The 18,593-nt window shown below is 68.1% G+C and carries 22 protein-coding genes; 11 read left to right on the forward strand and 11 right to left on the reverse strand.

Features of this window, described 5'->3' with window-relative positions; all coding sequences use genetic code 11:
* Positions 1–4 precede the first annotated feature (4 nt).
* Together ACYQ5L_RS17450 and ACYQ5L_RS17455 are read right to left on the reverse strand one after the other, a co-directional pair.
* On the reverse strand, positions 5–997 hold the full coding sequence (locus tag ACYQ5L_RS17450; RefSeq protein WP_459958746.1) for an Acg family FMN-binding oxidoreductase: 993 nt from the start codon (positions 995–997) through the stop codon (positions 5–7).
* Positions 994–1,710, reverse strand: a complete 717-nt coding sequence (locus ACYQ5L_RS17455) for an SRPBCC family protein (RefSeq protein ID WP_459958747.1) — start codon at positions 1,708–1,710, stop codon at positions 994–996. The genes ACYQ5L_RS17450 and ACYQ5L_RS17455 overlap by 4 nt, the downstream gene beginning before the upstream one ends.
* 166 nt (positions 1,711–1,876) lie before the next feature.
* On the opposite strand from ACYQ5L_RS17455, the gene ACYQ5L_RS17460 reads away from it, so the two are divergent.
* Positions 1,877–2,629: an SDR family NAD(P)-dependent oxidoreductase gene (locus ACYQ5L_RS17460; protein WP_459958748.1), complete on the forward strand. Its 753-nt coding sequence runs from the start codon at positions 1,877–1,879 to the stop codon at positions 2,627–2,629.
* Between the two features lie 6 nt (positions 2,630–2,635).
* Positions 2,636–3,271 carry a flavodoxin domain-containing protein gene (locus ACYQ5L_RS17465; RefSeq protein ID WP_459958749.1) on the forward strand — a complete coding sequence of 212 codons (636 nt, stop codon included), beginning with the start codon at positions 2,636–2,638 and terminating at the stop codon, positions 3,269–3,271.
* A gap of 10 nt (positions 3,272–3,281) precedes the next feature.
* Here ACYQ5L_RS17465 and ACYQ5L_RS17470 read toward each other — a convergent pair whose 3' ends face one another.
* The gene (locus tag ACYQ5L_RS17470; RefSeq protein ID WP_459958750.1) at positions 3,282–4,283 is read right to left on the reverse strand and encodes an Acg family FMN-binding oxidoreductase; all 1,002 of its coding nucleotides are present in this window, start codon (positions 4,281–4,283) and stop codon (positions 3,282–3,284) included.
* Positions 4,284–4,489: 206 nt separating this feature from the next.
* Between ACYQ5L_RS17470 and ACYQ5L_RS17475 the strand changes: the two genes are divergently transcribed.
* A complete protein-coding gene (locus tag ACYQ5L_RS17475; protein ID WP_459963454.1) occupies positions 4,490–4,753 on the forward strand; it encodes an SHOCT domain-containing protein in 264 nt (87 codons plus the stop codon).
* A gap of 56 nt (positions 4,754–4,809) precedes the next feature.
* Here ACYQ5L_RS17475 and ACYQ5L_RS17480 read toward each other — a convergent pair whose 3' ends face one another.
* A complete protein-coding gene (locus ACYQ5L_RS17480; protein ID WP_459958751.1) occupies positions 4,810–5,415 on the reverse strand; it encodes a hypothetical protein in 606 nt (201 codons plus the stop codon).
* Between the two features lie 90 nt (positions 5,416–5,505).
* Positions 5,506–6,492, reverse strand: coding sequence for a potassium channel family protein (locus ACYQ5L_RS17485; RefSeq protein ID WP_459963455.1), 987 nt, complete (start codon positions 6,490–6,492; stop codon positions 5,506–5,508).
* Between the two features lie 186 nt (positions 6,493–6,678).
* Between ACYQ5L_RS17485 and ACYQ5L_RS17490 the strand changes: the two genes are divergently transcribed.
* On the forward strand, positions 6,679–7,407 hold the full coding sequence (locus tag ACYQ5L_RS17490) for a sigma 54 modulation/S30EA ribosomal C-terminal domain-containing protein (protein WP_459958752.1): 729 nt from the start codon (positions 6,679–6,681) through the stop codon (positions 7,405–7,407).
* Here the strand turns inward: ACYQ5L_RS17490 and ACYQ5L_RS17495 are convergent.
* Entirely contained in the window at positions 7,404–7,838 is a 435-nt protein-coding gene (locus ACYQ5L_RS17495; RefSeq protein ID WP_459958753.1) for a tautomerase family protein, read from the reverse strand. The genes ACYQ5L_RS17490 and ACYQ5L_RS17495 overlap by 4 nt on opposite strands.
* Positions 7,839–7,916: 78 nt before the next feature.
* Here ACYQ5L_RS17495 and ACYQ5L_RS17500 point away from each other — a divergent pair, with 78 nt between their 5' ends.
* The 3 genes from ACYQ5L_RS17500 to ACYQ5L_RS17510 all read left to right on the forward strand — a co-directional run bounded on the left by ACYQ5L_RS17500 (position 7,917) and on the right by ACYQ5L_RS17510 (position 12,206).
* The gene (locus tag ACYQ5L_RS17500; protein ID WP_459958754.1) at positions 7,917–8,411 is read left to right on the forward strand and encodes a winged helix-turn-helix transcriptional regulator; all 495 of its coding nucleotides are present in this window, start codon (positions 7,917–7,919) and stop codon (positions 8,409–8,411) included.
* A gap of 265 nt (positions 8,412–8,676) precedes the next feature.
* Positions 8,677–10,497, forward strand: a complete 1,821-nt coding sequence (locus tag ACYQ5L_RS17505; RefSeq protein WP_459958755.1) for an ABC transporter ATP-binding protein — start codon at positions 8,677–8,679, stop codon at positions 10,495–10,497.
* Complete coding sequence (locus ACYQ5L_RS17510) at positions 10,494–12,206, forward strand: ABC transporter ATP-binding protein (RefSeq protein ID WP_459958756.1); 1,713 nt, start codon at positions 10,494–10,496, stop codon at positions 12,204–12,206. The genes ACYQ5L_RS17505 and ACYQ5L_RS17510 overlap by 4 nt, the downstream gene beginning before the upstream one ends.
* 30 nt (positions 12,207–12,236) lie before the next feature.
* Here ACYQ5L_RS17510 and ACYQ5L_RS17515 read toward each other — a convergent pair whose 3' ends face one another.
* The 3 genes from ACYQ5L_RS17515 to ACYQ5L_RS17525 form a co-directional block, all read right to left on the reverse strand.
* Positions 12,237–12,884, reverse strand: a complete 648-nt coding sequence (locus tag ACYQ5L_RS17515; RefSeq protein ID WP_459958757.1) for a TetR/AcrR family transcriptional regulator — start codon at positions 12,882–12,884, stop codon at positions 12,237–12,239.
* 69 nt (positions 12,885–12,953) lie between these two features.
* Positions 12,954–13,133 carry a hypothetical protein gene (locus ACYQ5L_RS17520; protein ID WP_459958758.1) on the reverse strand — a complete coding sequence of 60 codons (180 nt, stop codon included), beginning with the start codon at positions 13,131–13,133 and terminating at the stop codon, positions 12,954–12,956.
* Positions 13,134–13,147: 14 nt separating this feature from the next.
* Positions 13,148–13,411, reverse strand: coding sequence for a hypothetical protein (locus tag ACYQ5L_RS17525; protein WP_459958759.1), 264 nt, complete (start codon positions 13,409–13,411; stop codon positions 13,148–13,150).
* Positions 13,412–13,414: 3 nt separating this feature from the next.
* Here ACYQ5L_RS17525 and ACYQ5L_RS17530 point away from each other — a divergent pair, with 3 nt between their 5' ends.
* Complete coding sequence (locus ACYQ5L_RS17530) at positions 13,415–13,774, forward strand: hypothetical protein (protein ID WP_459958760.1); 360 nt, start codon at positions 13,415–13,417, stop codon at positions 13,772–13,774.
* A 179-nt stretch (positions 13,775–13,953) separates the two neighbouring features.
* Positions 13,954–14,697: a GbsR/MarR family transcriptional regulator gene (locus tag ACYQ5L_RS17535; protein ID WP_459958761.1), complete on the forward strand. Its 744-nt coding sequence runs from the start codon at positions 13,954–13,956 to the stop codon at positions 14,695–14,697.
* Between the two features lie 19 nt (positions 14,698–14,716).
* Here ACYQ5L_RS17535 and ACYQ5L_RS17540 read toward each other — a convergent pair whose 3' ends face one another.
* Together ACYQ5L_RS17540 and ACYQ5L_RS17545 are read right to left on the reverse strand one after the other, a co-directional pair.
* Complete coding sequence (locus ACYQ5L_RS17540; RefSeq protein ID WP_459958762.1) at positions 14,717–15,094, reverse strand: hypothetical protein; 378 nt, start codon at positions 15,092–15,094, stop codon at positions 14,717–14,719.
* A gap of 137 nt (positions 15,095–15,231) precedes the next feature.
* Entirely contained in the window at positions 15,232–15,390 is a 159-nt protein-coding gene (locus tag ACYQ5L_RS17545; protein ID WP_459958763.1) for a hypothetical protein, read from the reverse strand.
* A 174-nt stretch (positions 15,391–15,564) separates the two neighbouring features.
* Between ACYQ5L_RS17545 and ACYQ5L_RS17550 the strand changes: the two genes are divergently transcribed.
* On the forward strand, positions 15,565–17,232 hold the full coding sequence (locus ACYQ5L_RS17550) for a fatty acyl-AMP ligase (protein ID WP_459958764.1): 1,668 nt from the start codon (positions 15,565–15,567) through the stop codon (positions 17,230–17,232).
* A gap of 11 nt (positions 17,233–17,243) precedes the next feature.
* A complete protein-coding gene (locus tag ACYQ5L_RS17555) occupies positions 17,244–18,560 on the forward strand; it encodes a MupA/Atu3671 family FMN-dependent luciferase-like monooxygenase (protein ID WP_459958765.1) in 1,317 nt (438 codons plus the stop codon).
* The last annotated feature ends 33 nt before the right edge of the window (positions 18,561–18,593 follow it).

The raw sequence follows: 18,593 nt of genomic DNA on the forward strand, positions 1-18,593 counted from the left end.
CGTGTCAGTGGTGTTTGACGGTGAAGATGTCGGTCAGGGGGCGGCGGGGGGTCGGGGTGGCTTGTTCGTATTCGGGGGCTGCGCCGATGCGGATCACCAGTTGAGGGGTGCGGTGTTCGGGGACGAGGTTGGTGAGCAGGGTTCGGCCGGTGGGCAATTCGGTGATGTGGGTGAGGGCGCAGGTCGCCAAGCCGGCGACCGTGCATTCCAGCAGCACCGCCGAGAGGGCTTCGCCGGTGCGGAGCCATTCGGGCAGTGAATCGCCGGGGGAGCTGAGGACCACCAGGCGGGCGTGGTCTTCGATGATATCGGCGCGCCGCGCGGAGTGCGGGGCGTGCGGGAAGGTGCGGCCCACGCCGACCCGGGCGAATTCCGCATCGGAGACCAGGGCGTCGGAGGGAACTCCTTCGGGCATGCCGGAATGTCCTGCCCACCAGCCGATTTCGGCTTGGTACATCATGTCGTGGCGGCGCAGCGCGGCGGCTTGTTCGGAGGCCGCGGTCAGGCGGGCGCGGGTGTTGTCGTCGATGGTGTCGAGTTCGAGGTAATGGGGCGAGACCAGCATGCGCAGCCGGGGGAGCAGGGCGGGCCAGTCCGGCGGCTCGGACATGGGCAGGCGGTCGGTGCGGCGGCGGTCGATGGCCTCGGCGCGGGCCACCAGACCGGCCGGCGGATGCTCCCAGGGGCGGAAGCGGATTTCGGCGAGATGGCCGGGTTGCAGGGGCTCGGGAACGCGCACGGTGTCGGTGTGCCAGCCCCATGCGCCGAAGGCGGTGCGCACATGGTGCAGCATGGCGCCGCAGCTGATCACCATTTGGCGGCCGCGCGGATCGGCCGCGGTGAGCAGCCGATCGGTATCGGTGTACAGGTGCAGGACGTCTCCGTCGAGGACCCAGCGCCACGGCTGGGTGTTGTGCACCGACGGCGCGCGGGACGCCAGGCGCAGTGCCGCGAGGATCGTCCGATGGTCGGGTCGGGGAACGTTCGAAGCGGTCATATCTCGAGTGTTCGCGTCACGACGGCCGGCGCATACGGGCTTTCCGACCGCTGTTCAGGGCCGTTGGTCACCAGCAGGGACGAAGGCGGCAGCGGCGTCCGCTCGGCGCGCTCCTTGATGCCGAGCAGCATCTTGCGTTCCATCACCAGGCTGCCGGGCTCCATGGCCAGCGACCACGCCAGCCGCCGCACCGGTCCGTTTCCGGGCACGGTGATCCGATTGCGGCTCACCAGCCGCGTGCCCTCGGCGGCCGGATACAGCCCGAACGCCCACACCCAGCGGTGATCTTCGGAGACGAAGACCAGTGCGTGCCCGGGATCGAGCACCGCGACCCGCATTCGCGGCCCCTTCTCGCCGAGGTTCATGACCTCCCCGGCCGCCAAATCCTGGAATCGCGGCAGGATCTCATCGGCGCTGTGCATGTCGAGGCCCATGAGATTCTCGATCCAGTCATAGGTGTACGCCCCGCCGCGCCCCGGACCGATCTGCACCAGCCACGGCCAGATCGCCTCCGGCGCAGCGGAAATCGTGACCGCGCGCGTCGTCACCACATCCGGCTCGGGCAGCAGCCCGTCCCCGGGCATGGCCCGCGCCGCCTCCTCGGCGCTCGCGCCCCAGTGCAAGCACTTCTCGCGCGCCAGCACCCGGTATCCGGCCGCCAACCCCGCCGCCGCCGACACCGCCCCGACCGCACCCGCCGTCATCCTGTTCATCGCATTCCTTCCGATGGTCGATGACCTGATCGTCGGCCGCGCACCGGGTCCGCGAGCAGGGCCACAGGACTGCGGCATCGGTGACCTTCGGCCGTCACATCCACCCCACCGCGCGCGGAATGCTCGATGTCGACACATGATTCCGATCGGGAGCGGAGGCATCACCATGACAGCTCTGGAAGGCAGCAGCGCGATTGTGACCGGCGGCGCGCGCGGCATCGGCGCCGCCATCGTGACCGAACTGGTCAAGCAGGGAATGGGCGTGGTCATCGCCGACCTGCTCGAGCACGACGGCGCCGAGCTGGCGCGAGAGCTGGGCCCGCGGGCCCGCTTCCACCGCCTCGACGTCACCTCGGAGGAGGACTGGCGGCGGGTGCTCGAGGAGACCGAATCCGAATTCGGTCCGCTGTCGGTGCTGGTGAACAATGCCGGCATCCTGAACTTCGGCACCGTGGAGTCCGAATCCCCGGCCCTGTTCCGGCATGTCGTGGATGTGAACCTCTACGGCTCCTGGCTCGGCATGCATCTGGCCGCACCGTTGCTGCGGCGTGCGGGCGGCGGCGTCATCGTGAACATCTCCTCGATCGCGGGCATGGTCGGCTACGCCGGAATCGGCGCCTATGTGGCCAGCAAGTGGGGCCTGCGCGGGCTGACCAAGACAGCGGCGCTCGAGCTCGGCCCGGCGAATATCCGGGTGTGCTCGGTGCATCCGGGCCCGATTCACACCCCCATGACCGCCGGTCTCGGGGAAGCCATTGCTGCCGGGCAGCCGCTGCCGCGGTTCGGTGAGCCCGAGGAGGTCGCGGCCCTGGTGCGCTTCCTGGTCACCGAGGGCAGCTACTCCACCGGGTCGGAGTTCGTCGTCGACGGTGGCGCCATCGCCGGGCAGGCCCCGGTCTTCGAGTCATCGAAAGGATAGTTCTTCATGAAAGGCCGAATTCTGGTCGCCTACGCCACCCGTTACGGTTCGACACGCGAAGTCGCCGAGCGGGTGGCGGACACCCTGCGCGCGGCGGGGCTCGAAGTCGACTGCCGGGCAATGGAAGACGTGGACGCGATCGACGACTACCGCGGCTTCGTCCTCGGCGCGCCGTTCTACTACGGCCGCTGGCCCCGCCCGGCGCGCCGCTTCCTCACGCGCTTCTGCACGACGCTGGGTCATCGTGACGTCGCCGTGTTCGCCACCGGGCAAGTCGATGTGCGCCAGCCCATGTCGGAGGTCAGCGCGCAGATCGAAGCGCTCACAACGCGATACGACTGGCTGCATCCGATCGCCGTCGGAATGTTCGGCGGGCGCTGGGATCCGGCGCTGCTGACCGGATGGCATCGCGTGCTGCGCCGGCTCCCGGCCTCCCCGATGCGGGTGCTGCCCGCCTCGGATCTGCGCAGCTGGCCGGATATCGAGAAGTGGGCGGGCACGGTGGCGACGAAATTGAAGTCGCGTGCCGCGCAGCCGGATACGCCGACTCCCGAGCCCGGCCGGGTATCGCGATCCGGCGCCTCGCTGTCCATGATCGGCGAGTACCTCGCCGATCAGCAGCGTCCGCGCCGGAAGGCTTGAACCCCCGGGTTCAAGCCTCGACGGTGAGGATATCGGCCAGCGGCCGTCGCGGTGTCCGCGGCGGCCGTTCGCCGTCGGGCGCGACACCAATGCGGATCACCACCTGCGGTGTGTTGCGATGCGGAATCAGATCGGCGACGGCCCGCCGGGCGGCGGGCAGCTCGGTGACATGGGTCAGCGTGCACGTCGCCAGCCCCCGCGCCGTGCATTCCAGCAATACCGCCGACAGCGCCTCCCCGGTGTGCAGCCAGCGCGCCACCGTATCGCCGCTGGGCGATCCCAGCACCACCAGCCCCGCCTCATCCTGGAGATCAGCGCGCCGGGCGGAGTGCGACACCACCGGAAATGCGCGTGCCACGCCGACGTACGCCTGCTCGGCCGTGGAGGCCAGCGCCGTGGGCGGGACTCCCTCCGGAGTATCCGGATGTCCGGCCCACCAATCCAATTCATCCTGATACATGGAGTCGTATCGCCGTGCCTCGGTGGCTCGCCGCGAGGCGGCGGCCAGTTGGGTGCGGGCATTGTCGACGAGTACATCGAGCGTCAGATCGTGCGCCGCGACCACGCGGCGCAGGTCGATCACGAGATCGTTCCACCGCGGTGGTTCCCGCAGCGGCAGCCGGTCGGTATAGCGATCCGCGATGGCCCGCGCCAGTGTCGCGGCCTCCGCCGGCGGCTGTGGCCACGGCCGGAAGATGAGCGTCGCCAGATGGTCGGGCCGCTGCGGATCGGGCAGCCGCACCGTCTCGGTGCGCCAGCCCCGCGCCGCGAACACCGTGCGCGCGTGGTGCAGGATCACACCGCAACTGATCACCCATTCCCGTCCGTGCGGATCGGTGGCGAACAGCTGCCGGTCGGTATCGCCGTAGAGGTGCAGCCGGTCGCCGTCGAACACCCAGCGCCAGGGTTGCGTGTTGTGGATCGAGGGCGCGCGTCCGGCGACCCGGATGGCCTCCGTCAGGGTCGCGTGATCCGGCACGCTCGCCGCGGAATGTGTATCTGTACCAGTCATATCGGCGAGTCTGCTCGGCGGGCGGGTGACCGCGGTACGGCCTTAGCGCCCGCATTCCGGGGCCCATGGTCCCACCGGGCCGTTGGTAACCGCAGGTGAGGGCAATCGCCTCTGCCCGCCGGACCGCCGCCGGACGCACAGTGACAAGGCACCGCCGAGCACCGGTTCGGCGGGCTCAACCGCACTGCGAGAGAGGTGCTGTCGTGATGTTCTGGTACGACCACGGAATGAGCGGCTGGGGCTACTTCGGCATGGGTCTGGGAATGCTGCTGTTCTGGGCTCTGCTGATCGCCGGGTTCGCGGTCATGATCCGCATCGCGGTGTCCGACCGCGACCGCCCGGAACCGCCGCGCCCGGAACCGCCCCGCGCGGAAGAAGTTCTCGCCCAGCGGTTCGCGCGCGGCGAGATCGACGACAAGGAATACGCGAGCCGGCTCGCCACCCTGCGCGAGATCGCAGCGACCGGCTAGGGCGCGGCCCGTCGGCGCCGGGAGCGATCCGCGGCGACCGGCTGTGCCGGGCATGGTCAGCGGCCGGGCGCGCCCGCGAGGTATCTGGTCCAGTCGATGCGAGCGAGCAGGACAATGCCCGCGAGCAGCGCGATCTGAACCGCGATGCCGTAAGGCGAAGTCAGCGAGGCCGACAGCGTGTCGCCCAGACTCCGTTCGGCGACCCCGGCCGCGCCGATATAGAGCGAGTAGCTGACCAGCCGCCCCAGCACGTGCGCGACCGCGAGCGGAAGCAGGCGCAGTCCCAGCAGCCCGGCCGCCTCGAACATCTGCGCCGACGGCAGCGGTGACAGCAGGAACAATCCGAGTCCGGCCAGCGATCGGCCACGATGGCCGGTGAGATAGTCCTTGGCGGCTTGCAACCCGGCCTTCCGGTGGTCGCCGAGGCGATTGCGGAGGCGATTGGTCGCCGTGGCGAGGAGATAGCGACCGGTGCCGGAAACACAGGCGCCGATGATGACCAGCGCCACCGGTTCCAGATGCCAGTTCAACCGGAACAGCACCAGCACCAGCGCGGTGGGCGGGCCGAACGCCGGCAAGAGGTTCACCAGGAATACCACGGCGACCACGGCGAGGTAGTACGCCAGCACGGTGCTCGCCGCGTCGTCCGCCATCGCGTTCATCTGTTCCCTCACCTGATATGACTCGTATTCCCCAGTCCACCAGCAGGATTCGACGGTGTACAGGGAACAAGGTCACGTGTGGCGGGGCGATCAGGTCGATGGCCTGGCGGCCTGGGCGCGGACGGCGTCGAGCTGGGTGGGCGTGCCGAGGACGATGAGGATGGTGTCGGCGTGGAGGTGGATGTCGTCGGTGGGGTTGGCGATGAACCGGCCGTTGGCGGTGCGCAGGGCGAGCAGGAGTGCGCCGGTGGTGCGCCGCAGATCGGTATCGAGGAGGGTGTGGCCGATCAGCGGCGAGTGCGCGTCGAGCGAGATTTCCTCGATGCGGTATTCGAGCGCGTCATCGTGCATGACGACGTCGAGGAACTCGGCCACATTGGGCTGCAATGCGAATGCCGCCATCCGGCGGCCGCCGATCAGCTGGGGGTTGACCGCTCGATTCGCGCCGGCGCGCCGCAGTTTGGATTTCGAGCTTTCGGTGCGGGCCCGCGCGATGATCACCAGATCGTCGCGCATGGCCCGGCTCGACAGCGTCACGTAGACGTTGTCGGCATCACTGTCGAGCGCCGCGATGAGTGCGTGGGCGTGGGCGATACCGGCCGCCTCGAGCACGCTGTCATCGGTGACATCACCCAGGATGTGCGGATATTCGATGCCCTGCAACCGTTCCGGATCGCGGTCGACGACCACGATCTGCTTGCCGAGGCCCCGCAGATACTGCGCGGTCGAGCAACCCACTCTGCCCCAGCCGCAGACGATGATGTGCCCGCGCATCCGGTCGATTTCCCGGTTCATTCGTCTCCGCTCCAAGTGGTCGCGTAGATGTTCGTCGATGAGCACTTCCAGCAGCACCCCGAACATATAGAGCACGGTCCCCGCGCCGATCAGGATCAGCGCCATGGTGAACACCTGCCCCACCGGTGTGAGCGGATGCACCTCGCGGAATCCGACCGTCGAAATCGTCGTCACCGTCTGATAGAGCGCATCCAGCGCCCCGAACCCGAGCAGCGTATAGCCGACCGTTCCCGCCAGCACCACCAGCACGAACGCGACCACCACACGGCCGAGGCGACGCATCGGATTCACGCCAAGATTGTGACACCGCCGCGCCTCGCGGCGCGGCTTCCGCCCGGCATCGGTGACCTCTGAGGACTTTCGGCCCTGTCTCACGGCCCACCCTGATGGTGGCATGGGTCTGGTCGTAATCGGTGCACGATGAACAGGATCGGAGGCTTTCGTCCCGTGGGTACAGGCGAGGCGAGGATGGCGACGGAACAATACGTGGAGGTCGCCGGCCGTGGTGACGTGACCGCCATGCAGGTGATGCGAGCCCGCCGGATGATCGGCCAGGTCATGCACCGCCATCATCTCGACGGCCCGGCCCGCGTCCGCCTGAGCGGCGGCTCCACCGACGGCCGCACCGTGACACAGGTGACCCTGCGTTTCGGGCGCACCCCCGTCCGCACGCAGGCCGACGGCCCCGGCGGCTTCGCCCTCACCTTCGCCGCCGAGCGCCTGGACCGCCAATTGGACCGCCTGACAGGCCGCTCCGCGCCCCGCTGGTCCCCGGATCCCAACCGCGCACCCCTGGCGTACGTGACCGCCGACCGTCCCATCGTCCGCCGCAAGTCCGCCGCTCTGCGCACCTGTGGCGTGGTCGCGGCCGTCGCGGCCATGGACGCCATGGATTATGAGGCGCATCTGTTCACCGATACGGAAACCGGCGAGGACGCGATCGTGTATTGGGCCGGCCCCTTGGGTGTCCGGATGGCCCGGCAGCGCCGCACCAAGCCGCCCCGCGACGCCTCGGCCCTGCAACTCACCATGAACCCCCATCCCACCCGCACCCTCACCGAATCCGAAGCCGCCCTGCGCCTCTGCGGTTACGGTCTCCCTTTCCTCTTCTACACCGACCCCGCGGACAGCCGAGGCCGCCTCCTCTACCGCCGCTACGACGGCGACCTCGGCTTGGTCCTGCCGACCGCCGGTTAGCCCGCTGCTACGAGGGCGACAATGTCCTCGGTGCGGACGATTTGGCCGCGGGCACCCCAATTGCCTTCGGGGACTTCGTTGATGTGGACCCAGGCGGAGGCGGTTTCGGTGAAGCGGGCCGGGTCGTCGTCGGCGTCGGCGAGGACGCGGGTTACTCGTTCGACGATGTCGCGGCGTTTGTCGTCGTTCATGGTGCCGGCGGGGACGCCCACTCGGACTACGTATTTCGGCTTTTCTCCGGCGGGGAGCCGGCGGCCGCCGATGAACCAGGCGTCGATCTCGTTGACCACCAGCCAGGAGATGGAGCGGGCCATTTCGGTGTCGGGAGCGCCTTCGGCGAGCATCACTTCCGATACCAGGCGGCTGCCGATCTTCTCGCGGTGCTCCTGGTCGAGGGAACCCTTGGGGACGAACAACTCTACGAACGGCATTGGTTAGTCCTTTCATTGAACTATGCGGACAACGCTACGCCGGGTGAGTTCAATGAATCAACCCTCTAGACTGTGGGCATGCAACGGACCAGCTTCGCGGAGATGCACTGCTCGATCGGGCAGTCGCTGGAACTCGTGGGTGAGTGGTGGACGCCGCTGATCGTGCGGGATATCTACCTTGGGCTGCACCGATTCGACGACATCGCCGAGAATCTCGGGATCTCCCGCAACCTGCTCACGCGCCGGTTCGAGGGCCTCGTCGCCGACGGCATCGTCGAGCGTCGTGCCTACCGGGAGCGACCGCCGCGGTACGAATACCATTTGACCGCAGCCGGTCTCGAACTCGTACCGGTTCTGATGGCGCTCATGGCGTGGGGCGACAAGTGGGCGACCCCGCCCGGCGGACCGCCGGTGCAGCTGGTGCATCAGGACTGCGGCAAGGCGTTCACGCCGCAGGTCTGCTGCTCGGAGTGCGGGGAGCGGGTGCACGCCGCGAAGGTGACGGCTCTGCCCGGGCCCGGCGCGGCTGCCGGTCCGGGGACCCGGGTCCTGGCCCGTCGCAGCGCACTCTGAGGAGTCCCCGTTCAACGAGGACGACTCGATCGAATCCGAGTACTCGGCCGGTTCCTACTACACCTCCCCGCCGATCTGCCGCACTTCAGCGGCTGCGCGCCGGGCGCGGACTGCCTGCTGTTCCAGTGCCGGTCCGATCACCTCTATCTCGTCTCGACCGTGTCTCCCTGACGCGCCTCGCCCTGTTCGCCGGATCGGCCGCCGTTGACGGTGGCCGATCCGCGGGTACGCTATTCGTACGCGTACAAAAATAGGATGGAGAGCGATGAACGCCATCGACCTTGCCGAGCCGGGGGAGCGGGCCGCGGCTGCGGCGGAGTCCGAATCCGCGGCGGGGCACAGCCTTTCGACGCTGCTGCGCCCGTTTGCCGGGGGGTTCGCGGCGGTGGTCGTCCTGCAGGTGATCGGGGCGGTGGCGGGGCTCGCGCCGCTGCTGGCGGTCGTCGAATTGGGGCGGACGCTGTTGTCGCCGGGGCCGATCGATCACGGTCACGTGTGGGCCGTGGTGCTGGTGGGCGCGGCCGGGCTGCTGATCAGGCTGCTGTTCACGGCCGCGTCGTCCGGGGTGGGGCACCTGCTCGACGGGCGGGTGCAGCTCTCGTTCCGGCGTCGGCTGGCCGCGCGGCTGGGGCGGGTGCCGATCGGGTGGTTCTCCCGGCGGCGCACCGGTGAGCTGGCCAAGGTGGTGGGCGATGATGTGAGCGCCGTGCATCCGTTCATCGCACACACGCCGGCGGAACTGGTGTCGGCGTTCGTGGTGCCGCTGGTGTCGGCGGTCTATCTCTTCACCATCGACTGGCGGCTCACGCTGATCACAGTGATTCCGGTGGTGCTGGCAATCGCGTTGGTGCCGTTGATGATGACCGCCACGCGGGTGCGCGAGCAGGAGGAGTTCGATGCGGCCATGGGCCGGATCGCGGATTCGGCCGTGGAATTCGTGCAGGGGATCGCGGTGGTCAAGGCGTTCGGCGGATCCGGGCGGGCGCATCGCAAATTCCTCACGGCCACAGAGGAGTTCGCCGCCACCTTCTATCGGTGGGTGCGTGGTATCTCCGGCATCGCCGCGGGCATGCAGTTGGTGTTGTCGCCGCCGTTCGTGCTGCTGGTCGTGCTGATCGGCGGTGCTGTGCTGATCACGAACGGGGGTCTGGCGCCCGCCGATCTGCTGCCGTTCCTGCTGCTCGGGCTGGGGCTGACGGCGCCGGTGGCGGCGCTCGGTCACGGTTTCGACGATATCCAGGCCGCTCGGCGTGCGGTCGGGCGAATCCAGGATGTGCTTGCGGTGCAATCGCTTCCGGAACCCACGCGGCCGATCGCGGCGCGCGGCCACCGGGTGGAACTGCGCGATGTCCGCTTCGGCTATGACACCGGCGCGGAGGTGCTGCGCGGCATCGACCTGGTGCTCGAGCCCGGGACCGTCACCGCGATCGTCGGCGCGTCGGGCAGCGGAAAATCTACGCTGGTTCAGCTCTTGCCGCGATTCTTCGACCCCACCCACGGGTCGGTCGTGCTCGGCGGCGTCGATCTGCGCGACCTCGACAGCCGCGAGCTGTATCGGACGGTGTCGTTCGTCTTCCAGGACGTGCGCCTGCTGCGCGCCTCGATCGCGGAGAACATCGCGCTGGCGGTGCCGCAGGCCGACCTCGACGACGTGGTGCGGGCCGCGCGACTGGCGCACATCCACGATCGGATTCTCGAGCTGCCACGCGGCTACGAGTCGGTGATCGGTGTGGACGCCAATCTCTCCGGCGGTGAGGCGCAACGGATCTCGGTGGCCCGCGCCCTACTCGCCGACACTCCGGTGCTGGTGCTCGACGAGGCCACCTCGTTCGCCGATCCGCAGACGGAATACGCGGTGCGCCAAGCGTTGACGGCGTCCGGGCGAGATCGGACGGTGCTGGTCATCGCCCATCGCCTGGAGACGGTCGCCGACGCCGACACCGTCGTCCTGCTGGAGAACGGGACGATCGCCGAGTCCGGCGCACCCGCCGACCTGCTGGCCCGCGGCGGCAGGTTCGCCGAATTCTGGCAATCGCGCGCCGCACTCGACCTCACCGATGAGCGACTGCAAGGAGAATTCCGATGATCCGCATGCTGCTGCGCGTGCTCGGCGACGAGTACGCCCGGCCGGTGCGCCGCACCGTGGCCTTGATGACCGTGACCGCCCTCGCCGAAGGCCTGTCCTACGCCCTGCTGATTCCCGTGCTGCGGGCGCTGTTCGGCAGCGATCCCGCCGACGTGTGGCCCGCGCTCATCGCCTTCGGGATCGCGGTCGCGGCGTACGCGATCCTGCGCTATCTCAGCGATCTGTCCGGATTCCGCGTCGGGACAACGCTATTGCGCGGCATGTACCACCGCCTCGGCGATCATCTGGCCCGCCTGCCGCTGGGCTGGTACAGCGCCGACCGCGTCGGTCAGGTGTCGGTCCTCGCGAGTCGCGGTGTGCTGCAAGCCATGAGTGTGATCGCGCATCTGCTGTCGCCGTTCATCTCCGCCTGCGTGACCCCGCTGACCATTGTCGCCGTCATGCTCGCCTACAACTGGCAACTCGGCCTGGCCGCCCTCCTCGCCGCCCCGGCCGTGGCCGCGATCCAGGTCTGGACCGGCCGTTCGATGGCCGTCACCGATGCCCAACGGCACGAACGCGATCAAGAGGCCGCCGGACGCGTCATCGAATACCTCCAGGCGCAACCGGTCCTGCGCGCAGGCGGCCGCTCGACCGAACGCTTCGGATTGCTCGACGACTCCCTGCGCGACGTGCAGCGCGCCACCCGCGCCTCCGCCCTGTCGGCCCTGCCCGGCATTGTCGGCCTGACCCTCGCGGTGCAGCTGGTATTCACCGTGCTCCTGGCTCTCGGCGCCTATCTCGCACTCGGCGGAAGCATCGGCGCCGCAGAGGTGCTGGCCATTCTGGTGCTGGCCGCCCGCTGCGCCGAACCGCTGCTGTCGCTCTCGGATATCGGCGGCAAACTGCGCAGCGCCCGCGCCGAACTGATCCGGCTCGACACGCTGCTGCGCACCGAACCGCTGCCCGAAGCCGCCGAACCGATCCAGCCGCTCGACCACGGCCTGGAGTTCGAGTCCGTCACCTTCCGGCAGAACGGGCGCACCATCATCGACGACCTGTCGCTGTCCGTGCCGTCGGGCCGGCGACTGGCCGTGGTCGGCCCGTCGGGTGCGGGCAAGAGCACGCTGCTGCAACTGATCGCCCGCTTCTACGACGTGGACGCGGGCACGGTCCGCATCGGCGGCGCGGATGTGCGATCGATCGGCGCCGAGGAGCTCATGCGCGATATCGCCATCGTCTTCCAGAACGTCTACCTTTTCGACGGCACCATCGAGGAGAACGTCCGCCTGGGCCGCCCCGACGCCACCCCGGATCAGGTGCGGGCCGCCGCCACCGCGGCGGGCTTGGACGAGGTGATCGAGCGCCTGCCCGGCGGCTGGGACGCAGACGTCGGCGAGGCCGGTGCCCTCCTGTCCGGCGGTGAGCGCCAACGCGTTTCGATCGCCCGCGCCCTGCTGAAGGACGCGCCCGTCGTCCTGCTCGACGAGGTCACCTCCGCCCTGGACCCGGTCAACGAGGCCGCCGTCCACGCGGGCATCGAACGCCTCATGGCGGGCCGCACCGTGGTCATGGTGGCCCACCGCATGCGCACGGTCCAGCGCGCCGACCGCGTCGTCTTCCTCGACAACGGCCGGATCATCGAAACCGGCAGCCACGACGAACTCCTGAATCGAGGCGGCCGCTACGCCGACTTCTGGAACATCGCGCTGGCGACAGCGCGCGACTGACCGCTGCAGATCCGAGGGGACCGCGGCAGGCTAGCGGCCCCGCGGCACCATCCCGTCGACAATGGCCGCCAGCCCCTCGCGATGTGAATCGCGAGTGCTGAGTTCGGCCCAGCGATCGGCGACCGCCGCGATATGCGGGTAGGCGCCGGGCGCCAGATCGGCAATGGCCTGATCGCGATAGATCGCCTTGCCGGCCTGGGCCCGGCGCCGCCCGCTGTTCACCCGGATGAGCAGATTGCCGACGATGTAGTACCAGATCGTGCGATACACATCGACGGCTTGCTCGGGCGTGCAACCGCATTCGACGGCCGCGCCGATGAGGTTCTCGACGAACCAGAGCGCGGTCGGCGCGAACAGATCGTCAGCCGTCAGCACCTCGACGATCCACGCCCGCTCGGACAGCAACTCGTACAGCAGCACCGCCGTCGTGACGAGCCGCTCCCGCGGATCCTCGGGAAGCTCGGGCCGCGGAATGCTCCGCGCATGCGCCTCCAGCACCCGCAGCAACAGCTCGTCCTTGTCGCGCACGTGGTAGTAGACCGCCATCGGCGCGCTGCCCAGCTCGTTCGCCAGCCGCCGCATCGAAAGCTTCTCCGGCCCTTCGGCCGCCAGAATCCGATCCGCCGCGGCGATGATCGCCTCCAGCGACAGACGCGGCGGCCGGCCGGCGCTCTTCACGCGCTCTCCTTCAACGGGCATCCGTCCATCCTCCCCGATGCCCCGCGGCATCCGCCGTCGGCTCGGCGATCAGCCGTCGGCGATCGTGACGGGCGCGGTCACCAGCACTTGCCCGGCGATCGTGCCGAGGGCGCCGATGACGTAGCCGATGGCAATGGAGGCGGGGTATACCCCGGCGGGCGGGGCCAGGACGACGATGGCGGTGGCCGATGCGGTGGCAATCGCGGTGAGCGGGACGAAGGTCCGCATGACGACGGCTCCTCTCACTCGCCGAGGGAAACCCCGTACCCCGCTTCGTAGATGCGGCGGAGTACCTCCCAGGATTTGAACTCGGTATTGGTCTGCACGGAAATGACATGCTCGCCGTCGGCGGTGCTCACCGTGAAGAACATGGTTCCCCAGTAGCTGCCGCCCACCCCGCGCAGCACCCGCCCGTCGGCGGCGGTCTTGTCGAACTCGAACAGGCCCAGGCCGTACCGGGTGTGCGGCAGCCAGTTCGCGCCTTCGGTGGAGACCGTGGTCCACATCTCGTGGTGCTGGCCAGCGGCAGCAGGCTGCCGCTGGCCAGCGCGCTGACGAACCGGATCATGTCGCCGGTGGTGGAGACGATATTGCCGGGCGTCCACGAGGTCTCGAATTCGGTGACATCGAGCGGCGCCAGGCTCGGATCCTCCAGGACCGACTCCCAGTTCTCCGCGGTGACCGTGGCCGTGGCGATGAAAGCCTTTCCGCCGCTGCCGACCTGCGCGTATTCTCCCGGTCGGCGGGGCGCTCCGGTCTCGAGGTCGGCCGCGCCCGCGGTGCCGAACCAGGTCCGGTCCCCGTCCTTGCTGTCGATCACGATGCCGGGGATGCCGTTCTCGGCCACCGCCCAGTCCATGACTTGCTGAATGTCGTTGTGTGTCATAGGACAAGAGTTGCGTTGCATACACGATCCGATCAATCAGCTCTTGCTGAAGCAACGCTGATATGCACTGGTAGACAGGCGAATATCGTTGCGAGCTATTGCTGGGTAATGCAATGATCGTGGTGCGTGAGCGGTGTGGACACGGAGGGATGACGGTTTCGGATGCCTGGAGAAAGGCTTACTCAGCAGGACCGGCGCAGGATCGCCGCGGGCCTGCGTGAAGGGTTGACCTACGCCGCGATCGGACGCCGCATCGGGCGGCCCACCTCGACGATCACTCGCGAGGTGCTGCGCAACGGCGGACCCGGCGACTATCGCCCGGATCAGGCTCACCGGGCCGGTGCGCGAAACACGCACCGGCCCGGCAGCACTCGCCCGAACCGGTCACCCGGCAGCGCGGAACTCGGCGGCCGCGATCCGCGACTCGTGAACGCGGTCGCCGCACGCAATACGGAACTGTTCATCCAAACCGGCCTCCCGCGGATGATGGCCAGGGTGCTGGCCGCCCTTCTCACCGCCGACAGCGGCAGTCTCACCTCGGCCGAACTCGTGCAACGCCTGCGCGTCAGCCCCGCCTCCATCTCCAAAGCCGTCGGCTACCTGGAGGCGAGAGAGCTCATCAACCGCGAACGCGACGCCGAACGCCGCGTGGAACGCTATGTCATCGACGACGACGTCTGGTTCCGGGCCGCCATGGCCAGCGCCCGTATCGACAACCAGATCGCCGCCGCCTGCCGCACCGACGCCCAGCGACTCGGCGCCACCACCCCCGCCGGGGCCCGGCTCGACAAAATGGGCCAATTCCTCCAGCGCGTGAGCGACGATCTGGTCCGCTCGGCCATGCACTGGCGCCAGGTCTACGCCGCCCCTCCGCCCGTCGAAGCCGGCGGCGAAGCGGCGCACTAGATCACGAGGCAGGAACTGCCTAGATCACGAGGCAGGAACTGCCCGCATTGATCCCGGTGCCGACCGTGAGCATGATCGTCTTGGAATCGCCGTCCTGGGTGATCAGGATGGCGTGCGTCCCGGTCGTCGCCGGGGTCCACGGCGCCACATGCGTCTTCGGACTGGAACTCCCTTGCGTCGCGCCGAACCACACGCCGTTGTCATAGAAGTTCATCCCTGCACCGGAGCTCGAGTTCGCGACCACCTGATAGTTGCACCCCGTCCCGAACCCATTGCTGAGGCCACCGCCCGCGATCATGACCTGAGCCCCGATCTCGGCCGCCGCCTGCGGCGCATTGAACCCCACCCCGACGGCCAGCCCGATCGCGATCGATCCAGCGATCCGAAGATTTCCCATCGACTACCGACTCCTCACCTGACATCCGACGAATATCCAGCCATGCTGCCAGGCAACAACTTCCGGCTCTATCGGGCGAATGCCCTACAGTCGATGCGCTAGGCGTGGCGATGGCGGAAGCTGGCGGGAGACATGACCTAGCGGAGGTCGTCGCCGAGCCGGGTGTCGTTCAGGAAGACGGTTCTCGGCGTCAGTGTGTCCTGGGGGTCGCGGGTGCGGGCCTTCTCCCGCTCACGTCGGAATGCGGCTGCCGCATCGCTCCCGGTCTGCGTCTTCGCGAACGCGCTGCTGCGCACGTGGTTGCCGTCCTTCCATCGGCTGAGCAAGGCGGTCGTGATCCCCGCGGCCGTCGGCGAGGCGGGTCACGGGTCGATGGTGCTCGGCGCGTCGCGGAATGAGATCGGGGTGGGGGCACTAGCTTGGCTCTGTCGTTTCCCTATGTGGAGGTGCCTTTGACTGTTGAGAGATCAGTGCACGGCAATCCCACCTTGGTTGATATTTTGTCGGCGCGTGTCAGGGAAACTCCATGTCGGGTCGCCTATTCGTTCTCGAGTTATCGGGAGGAATCCGAGGATTTCGATTACGGGCGGTTGTGGGATCGGGTAGGCGCGCTTGCGGGGCGGGTGCGGGAAGTGACCGCGCGCGGTGATCGGGTGGTTTTGCTGTGCCCGCCGGGGCCGGGGTTCGTCGAGGCGTTCTATGCGTGTTTGGTGAGTGGGCGCATCGCGGTGTCGGCCGCGCTGCCGTCGTCGGTGCGGCATGCGGCGACGCTGGCGGCGATCATTCGCGATAGTGGCGCAATGGCGGCGATTGCGCCGTTGGCGTCGGCGCCGGTCAGTGCTGAGCTGCTCGGGGTGGATATCGAGATTATCGACAGCAGTGCGATCGGGGAGGGCGACGGGTCGCCCGCGTGGTCCGATCCGGGGCCCGCGCCGGATGACGTCGCATTTCTGCAATACACCTCGGGATCGACGGGCATGCCAAAAGGCGTTGTAGTGTTGCATCGGAATCTGACCCACAATCTCGGGCTGATGATGCGGAAGTTCGAGTTGACGCCGGACAGCACGATTGTTTCGTGGCTGCCGCCGTATCACGATATGGGGCTGATTCAGGGGATTCTGCTGCCGATGTTCGGCGGATTTCGGGGCACCCTCATTCCGCCGATGAGTTTTCTGCGGGATCCGCTGACCTGGTTGCGTGCGATATCGGGGCGGGCGCATGTGATGGCGGGCGGGCCCAACCTGGCCTATGGTCTCTGCGTGAAGCGGGTGCCCCCGGCGGAGGCGGCGCAGTTGGACTTGAGCGGATGGGACAATGCCTTCGTCGGCGCGGAACCGGTCGACCCTGGAACGCTGAGGCAGTTCGCGGAGATGTTCTCGGTCAGCGGGTTTCGCGCGGAAAGCTTCATGCACTGCTATGGACTGGCCGAGTCCACGCTGTATGTCACCGGTGGGCAGCGCGGCGCGGGCCCGCGCTCGCGGTACTTCGCCCCGGCGGATCTGGAGCGCGGCATCGCCACGGAAGCACCTCAGGGGCGCGAACTTCTGGGTGTGGGCAGTGCGGACCCGGAACGGATCGCCGTCGTCGATCCCGAGACCCGGCAGCGTTGTCAGGACGATCGGGTCGGCGAAATCTGGCTGCGCAATCCGAGCGTTGCGGCGGGTTACTGGAACAAGGAGGCGGAAACCGAGCGCGTCTTCGGGGCGCGGATCGACGGCGAGGAGGGCGCGAAATACCTGCGGACCGGCGATCTCGGATTCGCGAGCGACGGGGAGATGTATATCTCCGGCCGCATCAAAGAGTTGATGATCGTGCACGGCCGCAATATCTTTCCGCAAGATATCGAGCGCACGATTATCTCGAGCCATCCCATGCTGCGCCCCGGTGGCTGCGCGGTGTTCGCGGCGAGTATCGGCAATGAGGATCGCGTCATGGTCGTGCAAGAACTCAACGACGCACTGGAGTGGGACAGCGCCGCACAATTGGAAGGCTCCATCCGCGATATCGTCAGCCGGGTGCACGCGATCAGCCTGCATCAGGTGGTTTTCGTCGGTAAGGGTGAAGTGCCCAAGACGACCAGCGGCAAGATTCAGCGGCAGCGTTTGCGAGAGGCCTACTCATCCGTAGCGGTATCCTAGGAGAGCGCGAAATGAGTGAATCAGCGCACGGCACCAGCGTTCTGGAATTCTTCGTGGACTGGGTGTCGGCCCGATTGGAGCGAGATTCCGTCGATCCTCATGCACCACTCACCTCGCTGGGCCTCGATTCGGTGAAAGCCGCGGAATTGATGACGATTCTGGAGGACAGGTATCGGACGGAGATCACCGCCGAGGAGATCTTCGACGGCCTGAGCCTGTCCGATATCGCGAAACTGGCCGGCGCGCAGGCGGATCCGGTCGCCGAGAGCTTCGGTGAATCGGCCACGGACCGGCTCGAATTCAGCCTGCTCTTCTTCTCCAGCGACGCCCAGCAGCACCCCGATTCCCGCTACCGGCTGTTGCTCGACAGCGCGCGCTTCGCCGATACGCACGGATTCCAGGCCATCTGGATCCCGGAACGCCACTTCCACAGCTTCGGCGGCCTCTACCCGAACCCGGCCGTGCTCGGCGCCGCCCTGGCCACCGCCACCGAGCGCGTGCGCATCCGGGCGGGCAGCGTGGTTCTGCCACTGCACAATCCGGTCCGCGTCGCCGAAGACTGGTCGGTGGTCGACAATCTGTCGAACGGACGCGTCGACCTGGCCTTCGCCACCGGCTGGAACGCGGACGATTTCGTGCTCGCCGGCGACAACTACGCCGACCGCGTCGAGGTCACCCGCACCGGCATCGAGACCGTGCGGCGGCTGTGGCGGGGCGAGTCGATCGCGCTGCTCAATGGCACGGGCGAAGAGCGCTCGGTGCGAATCTTCCCGGCCCCGGTCCAACCGGCCCTGCCGACCTGGCTCACCTGCAGCGGCGGTATCGAACGGTTCGAGATGGCGGGCGCGCTCGGCGTGAATGTCCTTACCGCCCTGCTGTTCCAAGAGGTCGACGAGCTGGCGGAGAAGGTCGCCGCCTACCGCAAGGCGCGGGCGCACCACGGTCACGGCGCCGAGGAGGGCACCGTCACCGTCATGCTGCACACCTTTCTCGGCGAGCAGGAGGCGCAGGTGCGCAAGACCGTCGAAGGCCCGTTCAAGCGCTACCTCGAGGATTCCGTCGACCTGTGGCGGCGCGGCTCGGCCGCGCTCGACAGCCTGGACGAGAAATCGCGAGCCAAGGTGCTGGACTTCGCCTTCGAACGCTACTACCGCAATAACGGCCTGTTCGGCACGCCGGATTCCACGCTGCCGATGGTGACTCGCCTGCGCGAGATCGGCGTGAACGAGATCGCCTGCCTCATCGATTTCGGCATCCCCGACGGCGCGGTGCTGACGGGCCTGGAATCGCTTGCCGCACTGCATCGGATGGCGTCGCCCGTCCAGTAACTCGTCCCGTAGCCACGAGCCGCAGGAGCAGAA

The organism is Nocardia sp. IFM 10818 (assembly GCF_054655275.1).